Annotated in this window: 20 protein-coding genes and 1 pseudogene; 7 read left to right on the top strand and 14 right to left on the bottom strand. The window is 71.4% G+C overall.

What is annotated here, in order from left to right; translation table 11 throughout:
- Positions 1 to 211: 211 nt before the first annotated feature.
- Both AB5J49_RS10020 and AB5J49_RS10025 read left to right on the top strand, forming a co-directional pair.
- Positions 212 to 817, top strand: a complete 606-nt coding sequence (locus tag AB5J49_RS10020; protein ID WP_369168188.1) for a hypothetical protein — start codon at positions 212 to 214, stop codon at positions 815 to 817.
- 131 nt (positions 818 to 948) lie between these two features.
- Complete coding sequence (locus AB5J49_RS10025; protein WP_369168190.1) at positions 949 to 1,659, top strand: 3-keto-5-aminohexanoate cleavage protein; 711 nt, start codon at positions 949 to 951, stop codon at positions 1,657 to 1,659.
- Here the strand turns inward: AB5J49_RS10025 and AB5J49_RS10030 are convergent.
- A complete protein-coding gene (locus AB5J49_RS10030; protein ID WP_369168191.1) occupies positions 1,647 to 2,357 on the bottom strand; it encodes a hypothetical protein in 711 nt (236 codons plus the stop codon). The two genes, AB5J49_RS10025 and AB5J49_RS10030, sit on opposite strands and share 13 nt — an antisense overlap.
- 150 nt (positions 2,358 to 2,507) lie before the next feature.
- Between AB5J49_RS10030 and AB5J49_RS10035 the strand changes: the two genes are divergently transcribed.
- Positions 2,508 to 3,575, top strand: coding sequence for an RNA ligase (ATP) (locus AB5J49_RS10035; protein ID WP_369168192.1), 1,068 nt, complete (start codon positions 2,508 to 2,510; stop codon positions 3,573 to 3,575).
- Between the two features lie 93 nt (positions 3,576 to 3,668).
- Here the strand turns inward: AB5J49_RS10035 and soxR are convergent, their stop codons facing one another.
- Positions 3,669 to 4,172, bottom strand: a complete 504-nt coding sequence (gene soxR / locus AB5J49_RS10040; protein WP_369168194.1) for a redox-sensitive transcriptional activator SoxR — start codon at positions 4,170 to 4,172, stop codon at positions 3,669 to 3,671.
- A 120-nt stretch (positions 4,173 to 4,292) separates the two neighbouring features.
- On the opposite strand from soxR, the gene AB5J49_RS10045 reads away from it, so the two are divergent.
- The gene (locus tag AB5J49_RS10045) at positions 4,293 to 4,754 is read left to right on the top strand and encodes a MaoC family dehydratase (protein ID WP_369168196.1); all 462 of its coding nucleotides are present in this window, start codon (positions 4,293 to 4,295) and stop codon (positions 4,752 to 4,754) included.
- Between the two features lie 55 nt (positions 4,755 to 4,809).
- On the opposite strand, the gene AB5J49_RS10050 is transcribed toward AB5J49_RS10045, so the two are convergent.
- The 3 genes from AB5J49_RS10050 to AB5J49_RS10060 all read right to left on the bottom strand — a co-directional run bounded on the left by AB5J49_RS10050 (position 4,810) and on the right by AB5J49_RS10060 (position 7,077).
- Positions 4,810 to 5,433, bottom strand: a complete 624-nt coding sequence (locus AB5J49_RS10050) for a TetR/AcrR family transcriptional regulator (RefSeq protein WP_369168198.1) — start codon at positions 5,431 to 5,433, stop codon at positions 4,810 to 4,812.
- A gap of 73 nt (positions 5,434 to 5,506) precedes the next feature.
- Positions 5,507 to 5,794: a YiaA/YiaB family inner membrane protein gene (locus tag AB5J49_RS10055; RefSeq protein ID WP_369168200.1), complete on the bottom strand. Its 288-nt coding sequence runs from the start codon at positions 5,792 to 5,794 to the stop codon at positions 5,507 to 5,509.
- A 131-nt stretch (positions 5,795 to 5,925) separates the two neighbouring features.
- The gene (locus tag AB5J49_RS10060; protein ID WP_369168201.1) at positions 5,926 to 7,077 is read right to left on the bottom strand and encodes an acyl-CoA dehydrogenase family protein; all 1,152 of its coding nucleotides are present in this window, start codon (positions 7,075 to 7,077) and stop codon (positions 5,926 to 5,928) included.
- Positions 7,078 to 7,200: 123 nt separating this feature from the next.
- On the opposite strand from AB5J49_RS10060, the gene AB5J49_RS10065 reads away from it, so the two are divergent.
- The 3 genes from AB5J49_RS10065 (at position 7,201) to AB5J49_RS10075 (ending at position 9,693) form a co-directional block, all read left to right on the top strand.
- Positions 7,201 to 7,842 carry a TetR/AcrR family transcriptional regulator gene (locus AB5J49_RS10065; RefSeq protein WP_369168202.1) on the top strand — a complete coding sequence of 214 codons (642 nt, stop codon included), beginning with the start codon at positions 7,201 to 7,203 and terminating at the stop codon, positions 7,840 to 7,842.
- Between the two features lie 46 nt (positions 7,843 to 7,888).
- Entirely contained in the window at positions 7,889 to 8,599 is a 711-nt protein-coding gene (locus tag AB5J49_RS10070) for an ArsR/SmtB family transcription factor (RefSeq protein WP_369168203.1), read from the top strand.
- A gap of 155 nt (positions 8,600 to 8,754) precedes the next feature.
- On the top strand, positions 8,755 to 9,693 hold the full coding sequence (locus tag AB5J49_RS10075; RefSeq protein ID WP_369175093.1) for a DMT family transporter: 939 nt from the start codon (positions 8,755 to 8,757) through the stop codon (positions 9,691 to 9,693).
- Position 9,694: 1 nt separating this feature from the next.
- On the opposite strand, the gene AB5J49_RS10080 is transcribed toward AB5J49_RS10075, so the two are convergent.
- From AB5J49_RS10080 to AB5J49_RS10120, 9 genes and pseudogenes are all read right to left on the bottom strand, one after another.
- Positions 9,695 to 11,017 (bottom strand): MFS transporter, encoded by a 1,323-nt coding sequence (locus AB5J49_RS10080; protein ID WP_369168204.1) that lies wholly within the window; start codon positions 11,015 to 11,017, stop codon positions 9,695 to 9,697.
- A gap of 193 nt (positions 11,018 to 11,210) precedes the next feature.
- On the bottom strand, positions 11,211 to 12,293 hold the full coding sequence (locus AB5J49_RS10085; RefSeq protein WP_369168205.1) for a Zn-dependent alcohol dehydrogenase: 1,083 nt from the start codon (positions 12,291 to 12,293) through the stop codon (positions 11,211 to 11,213).
- 16 nt (positions 12,294 to 12,309) lie between these two features.
- Entirely contained in the window at positions 12,310 to 13,698 is a 1,389-nt protein-coding gene (locus AB5J49_RS10090) for an aldehyde dehydrogenase family protein (RefSeq protein ID WP_369168207.1), read from the bottom strand.
- A 110-nt stretch (positions 13,699 to 13,808) separates the two neighbouring features.
- Positions 13,809 to 14,279 carry a DUF3574 domain-containing protein gene (locus AB5J49_RS10095; RefSeq protein WP_369168208.1) on the bottom strand — a complete coding sequence of 157 codons (471 nt, stop codon included), beginning with the start codon at positions 14,277 to 14,279 and terminating at the stop codon, positions 13,809 to 13,811.
- 30 nt (positions 14,280 to 14,309) lie between these two features.
- Entirely contained in the window at positions 14,310 to 15,659 is a 1,350-nt protein-coding gene (locus tag AB5J49_RS10100) for an ABC transporter ATP-binding protein (protein WP_369168210.1), read from the bottom strand.
- A gap of 460 nt (positions 15,660 to 16,119) precedes the next feature.
- A pseudogene (locus AB5J49_RS10105) lies at positions 16,120 to 16,758 on the bottom strand (class F sortase); the annotation flags it as partial.
- Complete coding sequence (locus AB5J49_RS10110) at positions 16,745 to 17,395, bottom strand: hypothetical protein (RefSeq protein ID WP_369168211.1); 651 nt, start codon at positions 17,393 to 17,395, stop codon at positions 16,745 to 16,747. The gene AB5J49_RS10110 and the pseudogene AB5J49_RS10105, both read right to left, overlap by 14 nt.
- 100 nt (positions 17,396 to 17,495) lie before the next feature.
- Positions 17,496 to 18,731 carry an MFS transporter gene (locus AB5J49_RS10115; protein ID WP_369168213.1) on the bottom strand — a complete coding sequence of 412 codons (1,236 nt, stop codon included), beginning with the start codon at positions 18,729 to 18,731 and terminating at the stop codon, positions 17,496 to 17,498.
- Between the two features lie 58 nt (positions 18,732 to 18,789).
- Positions 18,790 to 20,202, bottom strand: a complete 1,413-nt coding sequence (locus tag AB5J49_RS10120; protein WP_369168214.1) for a CitMHS family transporter — start codon at positions 20,200 to 20,202, stop codon at positions 18,790 to 18,792.
- Between the last annotated feature and the right edge of the window lie 97 nt (positions 20,203 to 20,299).

Raw genomic sequence — 20,299 nt, forward strand, 5'->3', positions numbered from 1 at the left:
GGTGGGCCGGATGTTACCGGCGGTATCCCCGGGATTGAAGATGAACATGCGTCACTTTTTGGAGTCACCACGGCTCGCTATGGAGGCCATCGGAAATCGAATGGAGCCAAATCGCTTGTCGATACGTCTATTCGTCAACGTCGCGCGAAGTCCGTGCGGCGACGCCGAAGTGACCGAAGTACAGGTGCAGATGTGACGGAGGTGCAGGGCGATGGCCGGTTTCCGGAGTCTGGCGAGACAGGTGCGAGACCCGCGGTGCGATCTGGCGCTGCGGCGCTACTCGCTGCGTAAGTGCCTTGAGCGGTTCGCCCCTTATGGGCACAGGGCGACCTGGGACCACTTGTGCTCCCGGGCAGGGTTCGGTCCGGAGGACCGGTCCCCCGATCCGGCGCGGCTCGTGGCCGCGTTGGACGAGCTGGAGGAGGCGCGTTCGGTCTGGCTGGCCTACGAGGTCGACTTCGCCGAGCGGCGCAAAAGGGAAAAGCACGACGGACTGCGCAGGCCGGGCACCGTGGACGACTGGCACCGGCTGACCTGGGGCGGCTTCGGAGTCGCCTGGTGCGACAACCCCCGGGTCCACCCGCGTGAACCACTGGCCGAGGTGCTGCGCCGACTGATCTCCGCGCTGGAGCGCGAACCGGGCTCGGAGTGCCCGGTGTGCGGAGGTGACCGGCTGATCTGGCAGTACGACCTGGCCCATGAACCGTCGTCGGGGCCGGTCTGCACGGACTGCGGGATCGTGGTGCCGCGTCCGGTTCTCACGCCGGAAGCGCTGGCGGCGTCGCGGCGCGAACGGCGGCTGCTGGTGTCCGCCTAGTACGACGGGGGTGCGCTGGGGATGCCGCACCCCCTTTTGGCGCCGTGGGTTCGCCGCCTTGGCTTCCCACTCCCGTTGCCAGTGCCTGGTCGGCCACCCTCGTTGTCAGTGGTGGCCGGCACGATAGAGCCATGATCCAGGTGTGTCTGAACGGGCCGCGAGGAGCGGGCGACGGCGCGGTGGTGCCTCTCTCGCCCCAGGCGCTGGCCGACTCCGCGGCCGAGGCCGTCGCGGCCGGAGCCACGGACATCCATGTCCACCCCAAGACTCCCTGCGGGCAGGACAGCCTGTCGCCGCGCGTGCTCGCACCGACGCTGGAGGCGATACGGGCCCGGGTGTCGGTGCCGGTCGGCGTGACGACGGGCGCGTGGGCGGAACCGGATGCGGCGGCCCGACTGGAGCGCATCCGCAGCTGGACGGTGCTGCCGGACCACGCCTCGGTCAACTGGCATGAAGACGGCGCCGAGGAGGTGGCCGCGGCTCTGATCGAGCGGGGCGTGGGCGTCGAGGCCGGCATCTGGTCCGGCACGGACGGGGCGGCACGGTTCGCCGCCTCGCCGCTGGGGCCGAGGGTGCTGCGGGTGCTGGCGGAGGTGACGGACCCCTCCGCGGAGACCGCCGAGGAGAGCGCACGCGCGCTGCTCGCCGACCTGGGCTCGGCCTTCGACCGTCCCGTGCTGCTGCACGGGGAGGACGCGGGGGCGTGGCCGGTGCTGAGGCTGGCGGGGCGGCTGGGGCTGGCGACGCGCATCGGCCTGGAGGACACGTTGGTCCTGCCGGACGGGGAGCGGGCCTGGTCGAACGCTCAGTTGGTGGCGGAGGGGCTGGTTCAGTACGGGTGATCCCCACGCTGGTCGCGAGGGAGGCCGAGGAGTTCGGCGCGAGTCGCGAGGTCGTACTCGCCCGCGGCGTGCAGACGTGCGGCACCGGGGCCGCAGAGCCAGGCGCGCAGGTCCTTGACGCCGACGTCCACGGTGTCGCCGTACCACCAGGAGAAGGGTGAGGCGTCGGACAGCAGGTCGTGGAGCCAGACGTCGGCGCAGTGGGCGAGGTGCGCGTCGGCGACCGGGCCGGGGCCCCACCCCTGCAGGAACGGGGTCACCGTCCGGGCGATGGTGGCGCAGGTGTCGAAGATGTGGTCGATGCCGTACGACGGCTCGGGCCTCGCGAGGGCGTCCTGCCACCAGGCATGCAGGAACGCCTCGATCGCGTCGGCCTGCTCGGCCGGCCACAGGCGCCAGTCCACCTGGGACAACCCGTGCGCCCCGTAACCGATCACGCCCAGGGTGCCGTCGGCCATCGCCCGGGCGCCCTGCGGCAGCAGGCGACGCATCACCGCCGCGTGGTCGTCGAAGTGGTCGGACACCTCGAAGAGGTAGTACCCCACCGTGTCCAACGGCATCGGCACGTCCGGAGTGCGCAGATACGCGGTCTCCTCGGGGGCGTGGCAGTAGCCGCAGCCGGTCTCGGTGGGGCTCGTGAAACCGCGGAAGACGGAGTCGAGGTCGGCGAGGGCTGCGTCAAGGTCGGCTGAGGACATGGGATCGGTCCCGTCAGGACTCCGTGCGTGGCGGAGTGCCGCCGGCCGAAGATCGCGACGATACCAGCCGCTAATCGGCTCGCTCCAGCCCATTCCCGTCCGGACAGTTGGGGGCGATGAAACGAACCTGAGGTCCTGAAGGAGCCCCTCATGTCGACGCTGCGCGTCACTGCCGAAGTGCTGACCGTCCACGAGCACCCAGACGCCGACGCCCTCGAACTGGCCCAGGTGGGTCTGTACCGGGCCGTCGTCGCCAAGGGCGCCTACCGCACCGGTGAGGCCGCCGTGTACATCCCCGAGCAGTCCGTGCTGCCGGCCGAGCTGATCGAGGAACTGGGGCTGACCGGGCGGCTGGCGGGGAGCAGGGCCGACCGGGTCAAGGCGGTGCGGCTGCGCGGCGAGCTGTCGCAGGGCATCGTGTGCCGGCCGAAGGTGCTGGCCGGCGTCGATCTGGCGCGGGCCGCCGCGGAGGGGACGGACTTCGCGGAGGTGCTCGGGGTCACCAAGTGGGTGCCGCCCATCCCGCCCACGATGTCCGGCGAGGTGGAGTCGGCGCCGGATCTGCTGCCCTGGGTCGACATCGAGAACATCCAGCGGTATCCGGACATCTTCGTGCCGGGTGAGCCCGTGGTGCTGACCGAGAAGCTGCACGGATCGGCGTGCCTGCTGACGCATGTCGCCGGCGAGGACCGGGTGTACGTCTCCTCCAAGGGCTTCGGGGCGAAGTCGCTGGCGCTGAAGGAGGAGTCGCGGAATCTGTACTGGCGGGCGGTGCGGGGGCACGGCGTCGCCGAGGCGGCGGCTCGGCTGGCCGAGCGACTGGGTGCCCGCAGGGTGGGCGTCTTCGGCGAGGTGTACGGCGCGGGCGTGCAGGACCTGACGTACGGGGCCGACGGTCGACGGGAGAGCTTGGGGTACGCCGTGTTCGATGTGTCCGCGGAGATCGACGGTCGGGTGCGGTGGCTGGACGCCGCGGAGGTGCTGGAGGGGGAACTGCCTTTGGTCCCGCGGCTGTTCGAGGGGCCGTTCGACATCGAGCGGGTGCTGGAGGTTGCCACGGGGCGCGAGACTCTCTCGGGGCGGGAGCTGCATCTGCGGGAGGGCGTGGTGATACGGCCGGTTGTCGAGCGGTACAGCGCGGTGACCGGCGGGCGGGCGATCGCGAAGGCGGTGAGCCCGGCGTATCTGACGCGCAAGGGTGGGACCGAGTACGAGTGAGCGGGGTTGGGCGGGGCCCGGCGCTGGTGCCGGGGGGTGCCGCCCGCCGGCACTGACCGGGTGCCCCCTGACCGCCGACGGCGCCGCAGCACCCTAGGGGCGCGGGGAACCGCCCCTCCCCGGTGCCCCCTGCTGTCGGCCCCCCGGCTCCGCCAGCAGACGCGACCCCGTCAGCCGTTCGCCGAAGACGTCGTCCGGGTTGGAGAGGACGCATGTGTCCAGGGAGAGGCAGCCGCAGCCGATGCAGTCGGTCAAGTGGTCGCGGAGGCGGTTCAGTTGCTTGATGCGCTCCTCCAGCTCCGAGCGCCATGCCTCCGACAGGCGCGCCCAGTCCTCATGGGTGGGCGTGCGCTCCTCGGGGAGTTCGGCGAGGGCCTCGCGGATCGTGGCCAGGGGGATGCCGACGCGCTGCGCGGCCCGGACGAAGGCGACCCGGCGCAGGGTGTCACGGGTGTAGCGTCGCTGGTTGCCGGAGGTGCGGCGGCTACTGATCAGGCCCTTGGACTCGTAGAAGTGCAGGGCGGAGACGGCGGCGCCGCTCCGGGCGGCGAGCTGGCCGACCGTGAGTTCGTGGATCTTCTCGGGGATCTGGGGCACGCCTCAAACCTACCTATCGCGTCAGAGCCCGGTTCCGTTGACAGAGGCTTCACGGCCTAGCATGCTAAGCAGTCGCTTAGACATTGGTCATCCGAGACAGACGACGCGAGAGGCCTGGACATGGCAGAGCCGAGGATCTTCACCTCCGCCGACGACCTGAAGGCGGCGGTGGGCGAGCAGCTGGGGTACACGGACTGGCTGGAGGTCGACCAGAAGCGGATCGATCTCTTCGCGGAGGCCACCGGTGACCACCAGTGGATCCACGTCGATCCGGAGAAGGCCGCCGCCGGGCCCTTCGGGACCACGATCGCCCATGGGTATCTCACCCTCTCGCTGCTTCCGCTCTTCGGACCCCAGCTCATCAAGGTCGAAGGCGTGAAGATGGGCGTCAACTACGGGACGAACAAGGTCCGTTTCCCCGCCCCGGTGCCGGTCGGCTCACGGCTGCGTGCCACCGCCACGATCACCGGCGTGGACGACGTGGCGGGCGGCGTCCAGGTCTCCATCGCGTTCAGCGTGGAGCGCGAGGGCGGGGACAAGCCCGTGTGCGTCGCCGAGTCCGTCTCGCGGTACTACGTGTAGCGAGCGGCGCAAGCAGCCGGGAGGCCGGCCGGCCTCCGAGAAGCCGGCCGGCGCCTTACTTCGCTCCCACCATCCGCAGCACGAGATCGGCGTACAGCGCGCCGACCTCGTCGGGTGTCCAGGGGCCGTCGACGCTGAACCAGCGGGCCACGTCGATGCACAGGGAGAGCACGGCGAGGGTCGTGCCCTTCACGTCCAGCACGTCGAACTCGCCGGACGCCACACCGTCCTCGATGATCCCCCGCACCACGGCGTCGCACTGCCGGCGCAGCGCGAGGATCTCGGCGCGGGCGTCCGGGCCGAGCGAGTCCAGCTCGTACTGCACGACCCGGGCGGTCGTGCGCCCGCCGGCGTGCCAGCGGACGAAGGAGCTCACCGCGTCGGCGAGCCGCTCGGCCGCCGTGCCCTCGCGGCGGGAAGCCGTACGCAGGATCTCGAGGGCCTTCTCATGGCCGATCCTGCTGATGCGGTGGAGCAGCTCTTCCTTGGTCTTGTAGTGGATGTAGAGCGCGGCCGGGCTCATGCCCGCGCGGCCCGCGATGTCACGGGTCGTCGTTGCGTGGTAGCCGCGCTCGGCGAAGGCCTCCACGGCGGCGATCAGCAGCCGCCGGGCCGCGTCGGGCGTGACCTCACCCCACGCCGACGTGTCGCCGCCGGCCGTCTCCTCCGCCGTAGTCATCGCTCACTCGCCCCTCTCGCTGACAGAGGAACCACCATACCGCCGAAGGTGAGCGAGCGCTTAGCGTGGCCGTTCAGAGCTTTTCGAAGGGGTCGTGTTCCGCGAGGAGCTTCTCCAGCCGCGCCTGGTCCACCCGGCTCACGATCTGTCCGGCCTCCTGGCGGTCCCGGATCACTTTCGCGAGCGTGAACGCCGAGGTCACCAGGTAGAGGACCGCGATCGCGAGAAAGCCCCGCACCCAGGCGTCGGCCTCCAGCCGGAGGATACCGATGGCGGTGGCGGCCATGGCGACCGCGAAGGAGGCGACGGCCTGGCCGTAGAACGCCGCCGTGCTCTGCTGCTTGACCGGTGTGTCACTCATGGGGAACAGGGTCGGCGGTGGTGGCGCCGGCCACATCCGCCGAAGTACTCAGGCAGGTACTCAGAACTCCCGACCTCCCCGACTCCCCCGAAGCCCGCGAAGCCCCGAAGTCCCCGGCCCCCGAGCTTGTCTCAGAACGCCGAAACGCCCGTCAGCGCCCGTCCGATGAGCAGCTTCTGGATCTGGCTCGTGCCCTCGTAGAGGGTCATCACCCGGGCGTCGCGCAGCAGCTTGCCCGCCGGGTACTCGTCGATGTAGCCGTAACCGCCGTAGACCTGCAGGGCGTTGTTGGCGGCGCGGACGGCGGCCTCGGAGGCGAAGAGCTTGGCCTTGGAGGACTCGACGGCGAAGGGCTGCCCGCGGTCGATCAGGTCGGCGACCCGCCAGGTCAGCAGCCGGGCCGCGTCCACGTCCACGGCGATGTCGCTGATCAGCTCCTGGACCAGCTGGTGGTGGGCGATGGTCCGGCCGAACTGCTCGCGTTCACCGGCGTATCGGACGGCCGCCTCCAGCGCGGCCTGGGCGATGCCGACGCACCCCGCGGCCACCGACATCCGCCCCTTGGCCAGGGCCGACATCGCGACCGAGAAGCCCTTGCCCTCCTCCCCCAGCATGGCGTCGGCAGGCACCCGTACGTCCTGAAGCACCAGCTCGGCGGTGGCCTGGCCGCGCAGGCCGAGCTTGCCGTGGATGGTGCGGCGGGTCAGGCCGGGGGTGTCGGTGGGGACCAGGAAGGCGGAGACGCCCTTGTGGCCGGGCGCGTCGGTGGACCGGGCGAAGAGCAGGACGACATCGGCCCACGTGCCGTTCGTGATGAACATCTTGGTGCCGTTGATCACGTAGTCGTCGCCGTCGCGCACCGCCCGCGTGGTGAGGTTGCCCGCGTCGGAGCCGGTGCCCGGCTCGGTGAGGCCGAAGCAGCCGACGTACGCACCGGAGGTGAGCCCCGGCAGCCAGCGGCGCTTGTGCTCCTCGCTCCCCCAGGTCGCGACGGTCTTGGCGACCAGGCCCAGGGAGACCGACACGATCCCGCGCGCCGAGGAGTCGCCGCGCCCCAGCTCCTCCGTGACCAGGCAGTACGCGAGGTGGTCGCCGCCGGAGCCGCCGTACTCCTCGTCGATCGTCAGGCCCAGGAAACCGACCTCGCCGAGCTTCTTGACGAGCGAACGGTCCACCTCCTCGGCGCGGTCCCAGGCGACGGCATGCGGGACTATCTCGCGTTCCACGAAGTCCCGGGCCAGCTGCCGGACGGCGGTCTGCTCCTCGCTGAGCTCCAGGTTCATGCCGAGTCACCCCACAGACGGTGGCCATCCCCACGGACGGTGGCCGTGGAGGGCCGTACATTGAAAGCCGTACATTTAAATTAGCACTGCTAGTTTCCAGTCGGCAGCCCTACTATGTGCGCCATGGCCCGACCGCGCAAGCCCCTCCTCAGCTACGACCGGATCGTCGAGACGGCTCGCGAACTCGTGGACGCGAAAGGCCTCGCGGCCGTCTCCACGCGCCACCTCGCCGCCGAACTGGGCGTGAGCGGGCCGTCCCTCTACAACCACTTCCGCACGAAGGACGAGATCCTGGAGGCGGTCGCCGACTCGGTGAGCGCCCAGGTCGATCTGTCGATGTTCGAGGACGGCCGGGACTGGCGGACCGCGCTGCACGACTGGGCCGTCTCCTACCGGGCCGCCCTGCGGGACCACCCGAACATCGTTCCGGTCCTCGCCCAGGGCCCCGGCCGCCGCCCCGCCGGACTGCGCCTCGCCGACGCCGTCTACGGCGCGATGGTCGCCGCGGGCTGGCCGCCGGCGCAGGCCACGTCCATCGGCGCGCTGATGCGGTACTTCATCATGGGCTCGGCGCTCGGCTCGTTCGCCGGGGGCTTCGTGGACGACGCGAGCGCGTACGACCCCGCCGACTACCCCCACCTCGGGCAGGCCCATCTCCTCGCCGAGCAGCAGGAGAAGATCGACGAGCGGGCCTTCGAGACGGGCCTGACGGCGCTGCTGGACGGCCTCGCGCGACAGTACGAGCAGGTCGGGCGCTCCGCATAACACGCTTCGGCGTTCACCGAAGTGTCGGTGCCCCATGCTGGGAGGCATGACCACCAGGGACCCCCAGGCGCCGCAGCTGGCCCGGCTCGCCGGGCTCATCGCCGACGAGACCCGGGCGGCCTGTCTGCTGGCGCTGCTCGACGGGCGGGCGTGGACCGCCGGTGAGCTGGCGCGGCACGCCGGGGTCGCCGCGTCGACGCTGAGCGAGCATCTGAGCAAGCTCGTCGCGGGCGGGCTGCTCGCCGAGGAGCGGCAGGGGCGGCACCGGTACGTACGGCTGGCCGGCCCGCGCGTCGCGCAACTGGTGGAGGACCTGGCCGGGCAGGTGTCACCGAGTGCCACCGTACGGCCGCGGAACCTGCGGGAATCCAGTGCCGGGTCGGCCATGGCGCGCGGCCGCACCTGCTACGACCATCTCGCCGGGCGGCTCGGCATCGCGGTCACGGACGCGCTGACCTCGCGAGGGCTGCTGCGGCAGGACACGGGGTTCGCGCTGACGGACGCGGGGCTCGGCTGGTTCGACAGCGCCGGCATCCGCCTCGACCGCGCCGGCCGCCGCCCGCTGGCCCGCGCCTGCCTCGACTGGACCGAGCGCCGACCCCATCTCGCGGGCGTCGCGGGTGCGGCCCTGTGCCGGCACGCGCTGGACGCGGAGTGGTGTGTGCGGATCGGCTCGGAGCGGGCCGTGAAGGTGACGGCGGTGGGCGAAAGGGCGCTCTCCGAGTTGCTGGGCATCGATTCAGCGGCGCTGCGCTGAGCGCCCCGAAGGGGCGCGGGGCTGTATCGGCATGCGGCTCCGCCGCGCGGGCGCGACCAGCCACGACGCACCCGCAGAGTCACGACGGAGCAGCTGCCACCCCGTCCGAAATCCGCGAGCTTTCCGATCCACTCCCCCCTAGCCTCTGGAGCATGATGAACGCCTCCCCCGCCCGCCGTACGGAGCTGCTCGCCGCCGGCGCAGCCACCGTCACCGTCGTTCTCTGGGCCTCCGCCTTCGTCTCCATCCGCAGCGCGGGCTCCGAGTACTCGCCGGGCGCGCTCGCGCTGGGGCGGCTGCTCGTCGGCGCCCTGGTGCTGGGGGTGATCTGCCTCGTCCGCCGGGAGGGGCTGCCTCCTCGGGCGGCCTGGCCTGGGATCGGGATATCGGGCCTGCTGTGGTTCGGCTGCTACAGCGTCGTGCTGAACTGGGGCGAGCAGCAGGTGGACGCAGGTACGGCGGCTCTCGTCGTGAACATCGGGCCCATCCTCATCGCGCTGCTGGGCGCCCGGCTGCTCGGGGACCCGATGCCGCCGCGGCTGCTCGCGGGGATGGCGGTGTCGTTCGCCGGTGCGGTGACCGTGGGTCTGTCGATGTCGGGCGGGGGCGGCTCCTCGGTGCTCGGAGTGGTGCTGTGCCTGCTCGCCGCGGTCGGGTACGCGGGCGGCGTGGTGGCACAGAAGCCGGCGCTGGGCCATGCGAGCCCGCTCCAGGTGACGACGTTCGGGTGTCTGGTCGGCGCGGTCCTCTGCCTGCCGTTCGGCGGGCAGCTCGTCGACGACGTGGCCGGTGCCTCCGTCTCCGCGACCCTCAACGTGGTCTATCTGGGCGTCTTCTCGCTGGCCCTCGCCTTCACGACCTGGGCGTACGCCCTGGCCCGTACGACCGCCAGCCGCATGGGCGCGACCACGTACGCGGTGCCCGCGCTGGTCGTGCTGATGTCCTGGCTGGCGCTGGGCGAGGTGCCGGGGCTGCTCACCCTGGTGGGCGGGGCACTGTGTCTGGCCGGGGTCGCCGTGTCGCGGTCCCGGACGCGGGTGGCCCGGGTCGTGGCGGCCTCGCCACAACCCGAGCAGACCCGCGAGTCGGCGTGAATCAGCGGGAACCCGCCCTGCCCGCGAGGACCTTGATGGACAGCAGGGCGATCACCGACAGGCCGATGATGTAGCCGGAGACGGCCATCGAGGTGCCGGTGGCCTCCAGCAGCAGCACCATGACGAACGGGGCAAGGCCACCGCCGAGCACGGCCGCGATCTGGTAGCCGAGGGAGGCGCCCGTGTAGCGCATCTCGGGCGTGAACAGCTCGGCGAACAGGGCCGCCTGGGGGCCGTACATGATGCTGAGGAAACAGCTGGCCACGAATGTGCCGACCGCCAGCCACAGCAGCGACCCGGTGTCGATCAGCAGGAACAGCGGTACCGCCCACAGGCCGATGCCGGCCGCGCCGAGCGCGTAGATGCGGATACGGCCGATCTTGTCCGAGAGCGCGGCGGCGGCCGGGATCAGCACCAACTGGGTGAGGCTGATGCAGAGCGAGACGGTGAGGACGGCGCTCTTCTTCATGCCGAGTTCACGGGTCGTGTAGTCGAGCACGCCGGTGATGATGATGTAGAAGGTCGCGGTGTTCACCGCGAAGGAGCCGCCGGCGAGCAGCACCGTGCCGAGGTGGCCGCGCAGGATCGTGCGCAGCGGGGAGGACTGCTCCGACTTCTCCTTCTCGGCCAGCGCCTTCTCCGCCTCCCGGAATTCGGGCGTCTCCTCGACGCGCGTGTGGATGTACCAGGCGAGCACGAGGACGAGCAAGCCGACGAGGAACGGCGCGCGCCAGCCCCAGGCCGCGAACTGGGAGTCCGTCGTGAACGCTCCGGCCAGCAGGAACACCGTGTTGGCGGTCACCACGCCGATGGGGACGCCGAGCTGGACGAAGCTGCCGTAGATGCCGCGCTTGCCCTCGGGGGCGTACTCGGTGGCCATCAGCATCGCGCCGCCCCACTGGGCGCCGACGGCGATGCCCTGCAGCACGCGGAAGAGGACCAGCAGGATCGGCGCGGCGACGCCGATCGTGTCGTACGTCGGGAGCAGGCCGATGCCGGTGGTGGCGAGGCCCATGAGGGTGAGCGCGAGGACCAGCATCGGCTTGCGGCCGCGCTTGTCGCCGAGCTGGCCCGCGACGATGCCGCCGAGGGGGCGGGCAAGGAAGCCGACGGCGAAGGTGGCGAAGGAAGCGAGTACTCCTGCGGTGGAGCTGCCGGACGGGAAGTACAGATCGCCGAGGACGAGAGCGGCGGCGATGCCGAAGACGAAGTAGTCGTACCACTCGACGGCTGAGGCGAGGGCTGCCGCGGTGGCTACGCGGCGCCGATTGCCTGCGGCGGGAGCGGTGGCGGTGAGCGGCTGGGCCGCGGGGGCCGTGTCCATGCTGCACACTCCGGGTGGGTGCGGGGGACGGAGCAGGGGGTGGTTCGGGTCCCGGGAACGTACTGACCGGACGGTATGCCCGTCAACGGGTCGTGCAGCAGGACTTTTACCTGCACATGGCACGCACCGTGGAGTCCGGACATGCCTCGCACCCCGGCCTCGCACGGAGGCCGGGGTGCGCCGGGCGCGGGCGCTAGAACACCACCAGTGCCCTGCCGCCCTTGCCCGCCAGCATGTTCTCGAACGCCGCCGGAATGCCCTCCAGCGCGATCCGTTCCGTCACCAGCGCCCCCAGGTCCAGGCGGCCCGCGCGGACGTGCTCGGCCAGGACCGGCAGGTCACGGGCCGGGTCGGAGTTGCCGTAGACGCAGCCGGAGAGGGTCCGGCCCCAGTGGAAGATCTCCAGGGCGTTGAAGGTGACCTGCTGGTCCTTGCCGCCGATGCCGACGACCGTGGTGCGGCCGCCGCGCCGGGTGGAGTCCCAGGCGGTGCGGATCGTCGTCGCGCGGCCCACGCACTCGACGGCCACGTCCACGCCCTGCTTGCCGGTGAGGGCGCGGATCTCGCGGGCCGTGTTCTCGGAGGCGACGACGTAGTCCGTGGCGCCCGCCGCCCGGGCCAGCTCCTCCTTCTCCGGGGAGACATCGACCGCGACGATCTTCGCCGCGCCCGCGATCCTGGCGGCCTGCAGTGCGGCGAGACCCACTCCCCCGACGCCGTACACCGCGACCGTCTCCCCCTGCTGGACCCGCGCCGAGTGGTGCACGGCGCCGTAGCCGGTGAGCACGGCACAGCCCAGCAGGGCGGCGTCGGTGAGCGGGACGCCGTCCGGGAGCGGCAGCAGGCACCCGGCCGACACGACCGTCTCCTCGGCGAACGCGGCGACGTTCAGGCCGGGGTGCAGGTCGGTGCCGTCGGCGGTACGGGCGTAGACGTCGGCGGCGCCGTTCAGCGCGTTCGCGCACAGCCAGACCTCGCCGAGCGAGCAGGCGTGGCAACTGCCGCAGGACGGCGCCCAGTTGAGGACGACTCCGTCGCCCGGTGCGACGTGGGTGACGCCCTCACCCACGGCCACGACCGTGCCGGCGCCCTCGTGGCCGAGGACCGCGGGGACCGGGACGCGCATGGTGCCGTTGGACAGGGACAGGTCGGAGTGGCAGACGCCGGCGGCGGCGAGGCGTACGCGGACCTGGCCGGGGCCGGGGTCGGGCAGGTCGATGTCGGTGATCTCCAGCGGGGAGCCGATGGCGGGCAGGACGGCGGCGCGGACAGCCATGATGGATGAAACTCCCCTAGAACTGGAGGGACTTGGTCTGGAGGTACTCGGTCAGGCCGTGCGCGCCGAGTTCGCGGCCCACACCCGACTGCTTGTAGCCGCCGAAGGGGGCGAGCGGGTTGAAGCGGCCGCCGTTGATGTCGACCTGCCCGGTGTCCATACGGCGCGCGAAGGCCACCGCCTCCGCCTCCTCGCCCGCCCAGACGGCGCCCGCGAGGCCGTAGACCGTGCCGTTGGCGATCCGCAGGGCGTCCGCCTCGTCCTCGTACTTCAGGATCGACAGGACCGGGCCGAAGATCTCCTCCTGCGCGATGGTCATCTCGGGCGTCACGTCGGCGAAGACGGTCGGGCTGACGAACCAGCCCTGCTCGCGCGGCGCTTCGGGGCCGCCCGCGACCAGCCGCGCCCCCTCGGCGACCCCCTTCTCGATGTAACCGAGGACCCTCTCCTGTTGCTTGGCGCTCACCACCGGCCCGATGCGCTCGCCGTACTTCGCGGCGGCGTCCGCGGCCAGCTGCACGGCCTCGTCGTACTGGTCCCGGTGCACCAGCATCCGCGTCCAGGCGCTGCACGTCTGCCCGGAGTTGGACATGACGTTGGCGACGCCGACGTTGACCGCCTTGGCGAGGTCCGCGCTCGGCAGGATGACGTTGGCGGACTTGCCGCCCAGCTCCAGGGCGACCTTCTTGATGGCCGCGCCGGCCACCGCGGCGATCTGCCGGCCGACGGCCGTGGAGCCGGTGAAGGAGACCAGGTCGACACCCGGGTGCTCGGCGAGCGCCTGGCCGGCGACCGGGCCGCGGCCGGTGACCAGGTTGAAGACGCCCGCGGGGACGCCGGCCTCGTGCACCGCCTCGGCGAAGAGTTGGGCGACCAGCGGGGTGTCCTCAGCGGGCTTCAGCACCACCGTGCAGCCCGCCGCGAGCGCCGGGGCGACCTTGGCGACGATCTGGTGGAGCGGGTAGTTCCAGGGCGTGATGGCACCGACCACCCCGATGGGCTCGTGGTGGACGGTCGAGTTGCCGACCTTCTCCTCGAAGGCGTACGTCGCCGCCAGCTCGGCGTAGGAGCCCGCGACCGCGATCGGCACGCCCGCGTGCACCCCCTGCGAGAACTTCAGCGGCGAGCCGAGCTCGGCGGTGACCGTCTCGGCGATCTCGTCCTTGCGGGCCTCCAGGGCGTCCCGGAGGGCTGCCAGCCGCGCGGCCCGCTCGGCGGGCGGGGTCGCGGCCCAGCCCGGAAGGGCGGCGCGAGCGGCCCGTACGGCGGTGTCGACGTCCTCGGCGGTGCCGGCCGGGACCCGGCCGACGACCTGCTCGTCGGCCGGGTTGACCACCTCGATCACGTCCTGGCCCGCGGCGGGGCGCCAGGCGCCGTCGATGTACATGTCGTCGTGTGCCTTCATTGCGCTTCCTCCCGGGCAGGGCTGTCTCGTCGTCCGGCTCATAAACTAGCGGCGTTAGTTTTTATGCGCCAGCCGTATCGACGTGCGGCTGCGCCGCGCGGCCCATGACATCAGAAGTCGACGCGCGCCTCGTCGTCCACCCTCCCCACCGCCTCCTGGCCGAAGGCTTTCTCGTAGGCGCGGCGGACCTCCTCGATCTTCCGGTCGCTGCTCAGCGCCTGCGTCTGCGGATAGAGCAGGATCAACTCGTACGACCGCTCCTTCTCGATCGTGCCGTTCGCGTCCCGCCACTGCCCGCGCCCGGCCTGGATCGTGAGCCCGTCCGGGAAGTCCGGCGTGACCTCCTTGTCGACGAACGCCATGAACTGCCTGTCGGTGACGGCCGGACCGCCGTCGGGGCGCGCGGTGCCGAAGAACAGCTGCGTCTCGATGTACGGCTCCCCCCGGGACGGCGCAAAGGACGCGGCCGGTGTCGGTGAGGTGCCGTCGTCGAGGGTGGCGTAAGCGGTCGGCGCGCCGACGGCCAGCAGCAGACCGGCCACCGCGAAGGCGGCCCGGGTACGGGTGAGTTGCACGTTCATGCGCCCATACGTACCTGTATCCGACGAACTTCACTCCTCCAGATCGGGCAATCGCGCCGGCGCCGGGCAGATGCGTTCGCCGTGCTGGTCGAAGACGAACAGGTGGGCGAGGTCGACGAGGAGGGGGACCTGCATCCCGTGGCGGAAGTCGATGTCGGGCGTGGTGCGGACGATGAGGTCACCGGGGAGGCGGCCCTCGGGCGGAGCCGGATCGGGGGCGGCGTCGCCCGGCTGGTCGAGGACCACCACCGGCCCGGCGCGCAGGCCACCCGCGCGTTCCCGGAGGCGGTCCAGGACCGTGCCGTCCCGGCCTCCCCCACGGCGACGGCGCCGCGTGGGCCGGGCCGCGACGCGCGGCGCTTCGAGGTCGGGTACGACCGCGGGGCGGGAGCCGGTGTTGAAGTGGACGAGGACCTCGTGCCCCTGGAACTCGACATGCTCGACCAGGCCGGTGATGTGCACCTCACCGGGACGGGCCGCGGAGGGTTTGGCGATGCGGACCGCCTCGGAGCGCAGACCCACGATGACCTCGCGGCCCTGCTGGACGCGGAGCAACTGATGGTCCAGGGAGAGAGGTTCGGGCAGGCGCAGGTACTGCTTGCCGAGGCTGATGGTCATGGCGCCGTCGAGCGGGGCGCGTACGACGCCGCGCAGGAGGTTGATGCGCGGGGTGCCGATGAAGGCGGCGACGAAGACGTTGCGGGGCAGGGCGTACACCGAGCGCGGGGTGCCGACCTGCTGGAGGACGCCGCCGCGCAGGACGGCGACCCGGTCGCCGAGCGACATCGCCTCGGCCTGGTCGTGGGTGACGTACACCGTGGTGACGCCCAGCTTCCGGGTGAGGCCGGAGATCTCCGCGCGCAGGTAGTTGCGGAGCTTGGCGTCGAGGTTGGACAGCGGCTCGTCCATCAGGAACGCGGTGGGGTGGCGGGCGATGGCCCGGCCCATGGCCACGCGCTGGCGTTCGCCGCCGGAGAGCTGGGCGGGGAAGCGGTCGAGGAGGTCCTCGATGCCCAGCATGCGGGCGGTGGCGTCCACGCGCGGGCGCGGGTCCGCGCCGGGGGCCTCGATGCGCAGTGGGAAGCCGATGTTGTCGCGGCTGGTCATGCTCGGGTAGAGGGCGAAGTTCTGGAAGACCATCGCCATGTGCCGGGCGGCGGGCAGCAGGTCGTTGGCGTACTCGCCGTCCAGCAGCAACTCGCCCTCGTCGATCTCCTCCAGGCCGGCGATCATCCTGAGGACGGTGGACTTGCCGCAGCCGGAGGGGCCGAGGAGGACGAGGAACTCGCCGGGCTCGATGTCCAGTGAGAGCCGGTCCACGACGCGGACGCCTCGCGTGTACGTCTTGCTCACGTCGTGCAGAGAGATGGCGCGTGTCATGGCTGCTGCCCCCGAGGGCTGATTCAGGCGCTGGTGCTCCGCGGTCGGTACGCCTCGTGCGGGTCGTACGGGGCGTGTGGGTCACGGAAGCTAACGGAATGTATGCGGCCGGGGAAGAGACTGGACAGGACCGGACGCTTGGGTCCAGCAAGTGAGAAGGCGACGCCCGGATTCAGTGCGGGTCGAGCACCGGGAAGGGCCGGCCAGGCGCCTCGGGGAACGGGTCGAGCGTTTGGGCGGCCTGGGGCGCAGCCGGCCGCAGAGCTTCGGGGATCACCACCCGGGACGACTCGGGGGTCGCCGTCGCGGGCGGCTGGGAAATCCCCGTCCGAGAAGGCTCGGGAATCCCCGTCCTGGGCGGGTCCGGGGTCACCGTCCGGGGAGCGTCCGGGGTCACCGTCCGGGGAGCGTCCGGGGTCGCCGTCCGGGACCGCTCCGGGGTCGCCGTCCGGGGCGGCTCGCGGGTCGCGGTCAGATGGGCGAAGACCACCACGTTGCTGGTGTATCCCGTCCGCCGGCCGAACAGGCCACCACAGGTGATCACGCGGAGTTCCGGGCGCCGGGTGGGGCCGTAGACCTCCTTGTCGGGGAAGCCAGCCTTGTCGTAGACCTTCACCCGGTCCACGGTGTACACGGCGGTACGGCCGTCCGCGCGCCGCGCCTCGATCTTCTTGCCGCGCTTGACCGAGGCGAGCCCGGCGAACACGGCGGGACCGGTCCTGGTGTCACGGTGGCCGACGGCGATGGCGGTGCCGGGCTCGCCGGGAGTGGGGCCGCCCCGGTACCAGCCGACGATGTTCGGGTTGTCGACGGGCGGTGTCCCCAACTCCTGGTTCCCGTCGAGCCCGAGGCCCGTGATCGGGGCGTCGATGCCCAGGGCCTCGATACGCAGGGACGTCGGCCTGGAGCGCGGCAGGGGGCGGGGCGGCGGCGTCGGCTTGGCGGGGGCGGCAGCGTGGGCCTGGCCTGCGGTCGGCGTGCCATGTCCGTCGCACCGCACCACCACCATGACCAGGACGACGGTGAGCATGGCCGTCCTGGCCAGGCGGTAGGCGCGGGTCCGGTGCCAGGGCCTGCGTCTGCGCCTACGCGGCACCATCGGGCCGCCGGCGGGTCCTGCGGACGTACGCGGTGCCACCGACGGCGACCAGACCCACGGCCGCCGCGGCGGTCACCGGTGCGTACGCGGCCGCGGTGTCGATGAGGCCGCCGCCGCCCGCGTGCACCCCGCCCTTCGGGTCGTGGTCGCCACGCCCCCATCCTTCGTTGTCGCCGTGGTCCTCGATGCGCCCCTGCGGGCCGCCCCTTCCCTCCCGCCTGTCGCCGCACTTGACACGGAAGAGCTTCCGCTTGGTGTTGGTGACGTCCACGGTCCAGGTGATCATGTATTGGCCGTCCGCCAGCCCCAGCAAATCGGTGTGACCGGCGCCCCCTGCGAGCTGGACGGTGCCGGTGACGGTAGCGGCGCTGGGCAGCGGAGGCTGCGGCGTGATGGTGTACTCGATCGAGGGGAGAGTGTCGAAGTTGACGGCATCGAGGTAGAACCTGCAGACCACCGCCTCGTCATCCGGGGTGCCGTAGGGCATGCCCTCGCCGTGAATCCTGATGTCGCCGTTCGCCTGGGCCGTCGCCGTCGGCGCCGCCACCCACGACGCGCCCGCCGCGGCGAGGGCCGTGAGGACGACAGTGGCGCCCGCGCGGGCGCGGAACGTACGTGAGGGTGTCAGGGTCGGCATGCGCGCTCCTCTGATTCAGACGATTTTCATACAAATCGCTCCTTCGCCTGACTCTCCGCTACGCGTACAGCGACTCGCCGTACCGATGTCCGGCGCGTCGTCAAAGATCACTCGTCCGGCGGAACCGGGAGCGCTTCGGCCGCTCCCGCGCGGCCGCTCCGGGCCCTTCGGGCCGCTTCGGGGTCCGTACGGCGATGCCCGCCGACAGCAACAGCAGCGCCCCCAGCATCACGAACGGCGCCGCCACCCCCGCGATGCCGGCGACCAGGCCCGCGGAGGCCGGTGCGGCCACCTGGCCGAGGCGGTTGCCGGTCAGGCGCAGGGCGAGGGCGGTGGAGCGGGCGCCGTCGGGGGCCGCCTGGACGACCGTCGTCATGGACAGCGGCTGGCCCACGCCGAGGCAGAAGCCCAGCACCGCCAGCATCAGGGCCAGCGCCCACACCGGCACCGGCAGCGCGATCCCGGCGCACAGCAGGGCCGCCAGCAGACAGGTCACGGTCAGCAGCAGGGTACGGCCGAGCAGCCGGAGCAGAGGCGTCAGGACCAGGCGGCACGCGATGGAGGCCGCCGCGCGCAGGCTCAGCAGGAGGCCGATCACCGACGGCGCGATGCCCCGGTGCTCGCCGACCACCGGAAGGTAGGCGGTGAGGATGTCGGTCGCGGACAGCACGGCGAGGCTGATGAAGATGCCGGCGGGCACGCCCCGGGCGCGCAGGATGCGCTGCACAGGGGCCCGTTCGCCTTGTTCCTTACGGGACTTGGACGCCGTACGGCTCTCTATGCGCCACAGCGAGGTGAGCGCGACCGCGCCGCCCGCGCCCGCCACCAGCAGGGCGAACGCGCTGGTGCCCGCCATGTCCCGGGCGCCGATCAGCGCGCCCGCGGCGATCGGGCCGACCAGCTGGCCGAGGGAGGCGCCGATGGTGAAGTGGCCGAAGTTGCGGTCCTGTTCGTGCGGCGCGGACTGGCGGGCGACGAGCGACTGGGCACCGATGACGAAGCACAGGTGACCGAGGCCCATCACACCGCTCCAGACCGCCATCGCCCAGAGGGAGTCGGCGATGCCGCTCATCGCGCAGCCGCCCGATATCAGCACGACCCCGACGGGCAGCAGCGGCGCACAGCGGCCGTGGTCGGTGCGGCGCCCCAGGGGGACGGCGGCGAACAGCGGGAGCAGGGCGTACACCCCCGCGATCACACCGATCGCCCGCTCGTCCGCGCCCAACGCCAGCGCCCGGTAGGAGACGGCGGGCCGGGCCATCGACACCGCCCCCTGCGCGAAGCTGAAGGCGATGACGAGGCGGAGCAGCCAGCCGCGGTTCCCACCGGGCGCCATGAACGTGTCCTCCTGGAAAGGTACGTGCGGATCGGATGCTTCAGAGGGCTGGGGCGGTTCAGATGATGCCGAAGAGCATTCCCGCCGCGAGGATGATCAGGCAGGTGAGCGCCGCCCACTTCACCACGAACTTGGTGTGGTCGCCGAACTCCACCTTGGCCATGCCGACCAGGACGTACACGGCCGGGACGAGCGGGCTCGACATGTGCAGCGGCTGGCCGACCAGGGAGGCGCGGGCCATCTCCAGCGGGGTGACGCCGTGCGCCGCGCCGGCCTCGGCGAGGACCGGGAGGACACCGAAGTAGAAGCCGTCGTTCGACATGAAGTAGGTGAGCGGGAGGCTCAGCAGACCGGTGACCAGGGCCATGTGCGGGCCCATGCCCTCGGGGATGACGTCGACCATCGAGCGGGCCATGTGGTCGACCATGCCGGTGCCCTGCAGGACGCCCGTGAAGACGGCGGCGGCGAAGACCATGCCGGAGACGTTCAGGACGTTGTCGGCGTGGGCGGCGAGCCGGGCCTTCTGGTCGGGGATGTGCGGGAAGTTCACGGTGAGCACGAGGGCGGCACCGAGGATGAACAGCACCGGGATCGGCAGCCACTCCATGATCATGGCGGTGAGCAGGACGACCGTGACCAGCGCGTTGAACCAGTACAGCTTGGGGCGCAGGGTGGCGCGGTTCGGGTCGAGGACCGTGAAGCGCTCCTCCTCCTCGTCCTCTGCGTCGGTACCGGAACCGGCGCCGCCGGTGGCCACGGGGGTCTTCGCGTCGCCGGAGCCGCCGGCGCCCACGAGAACCGTCTCGGACTCCTTGTCCTCGGCCTTCTCCTCGACCAGGACCTCGTCCAGCGTCAGCACACCGAGCCGCTTGCGCTCGCGCAGGCCCAGGAAGTACGAGAGGACGAAGACGCCCAGCAGGCCGACCAGCAGGGCCGGGATCATCGGGACGAAGATGTCGCTGGCGTCGAGCTTGAGCGCGGTGGCGGCGCGGGCGGTCGGGCCGCCCCACGGCAGGGTGTTCATCACGCCGTTGGCCATGGCGGCCACACCGGTCATCACGACCAGGCTCATCTTCAGGCGCTTGTACAGCGGGTACATCGCCGAGACCGTGATCATGAAGGTGGTCGAGCCGTCGCCGTCGAGCGAGACGATCGCGGCGAGGATCGCCGTACCGACGACGATCCGCATCGGGTCAGCCTTGGCGAACTTCAGGATCCCCCGGACGATCGGGTCGAAGAGACCGACATCGATCATCACACCGAAGTAGACGATCGCGAACATGAGCATCGCCGCGGTGGGGGCGAGGCTCGTGACACCGTCGATGACGTAGTCACCGAGCTTGGCGCCCTTTCCGACGAAGACGCAGAACAGTGCCGGAATCAGCACGAGCGCCGCGATCGGCGACATCTTCTTCATCATGATCAGGACCAGGAAGGTCGCGATCATGGCGAAGCCAAGGATGGTCAGCATGAGTGGATACCTAACGTTCGCCCTTGAACGACCCACCAGGGCCGGCGGTGGGACGACGTTAGGTCCGTTCAAACAGCCTTAACAAGACGTTGACATG

The sequence above is a fragment of the Streptomyces sp. R28 genome, assembly GCF_041052385.1.
Taxonomy (GTDB): Bacteria; Actinomycetota; Actinomycetes; order Streptomycetales; family Streptomycetaceae; genus Streptomyces.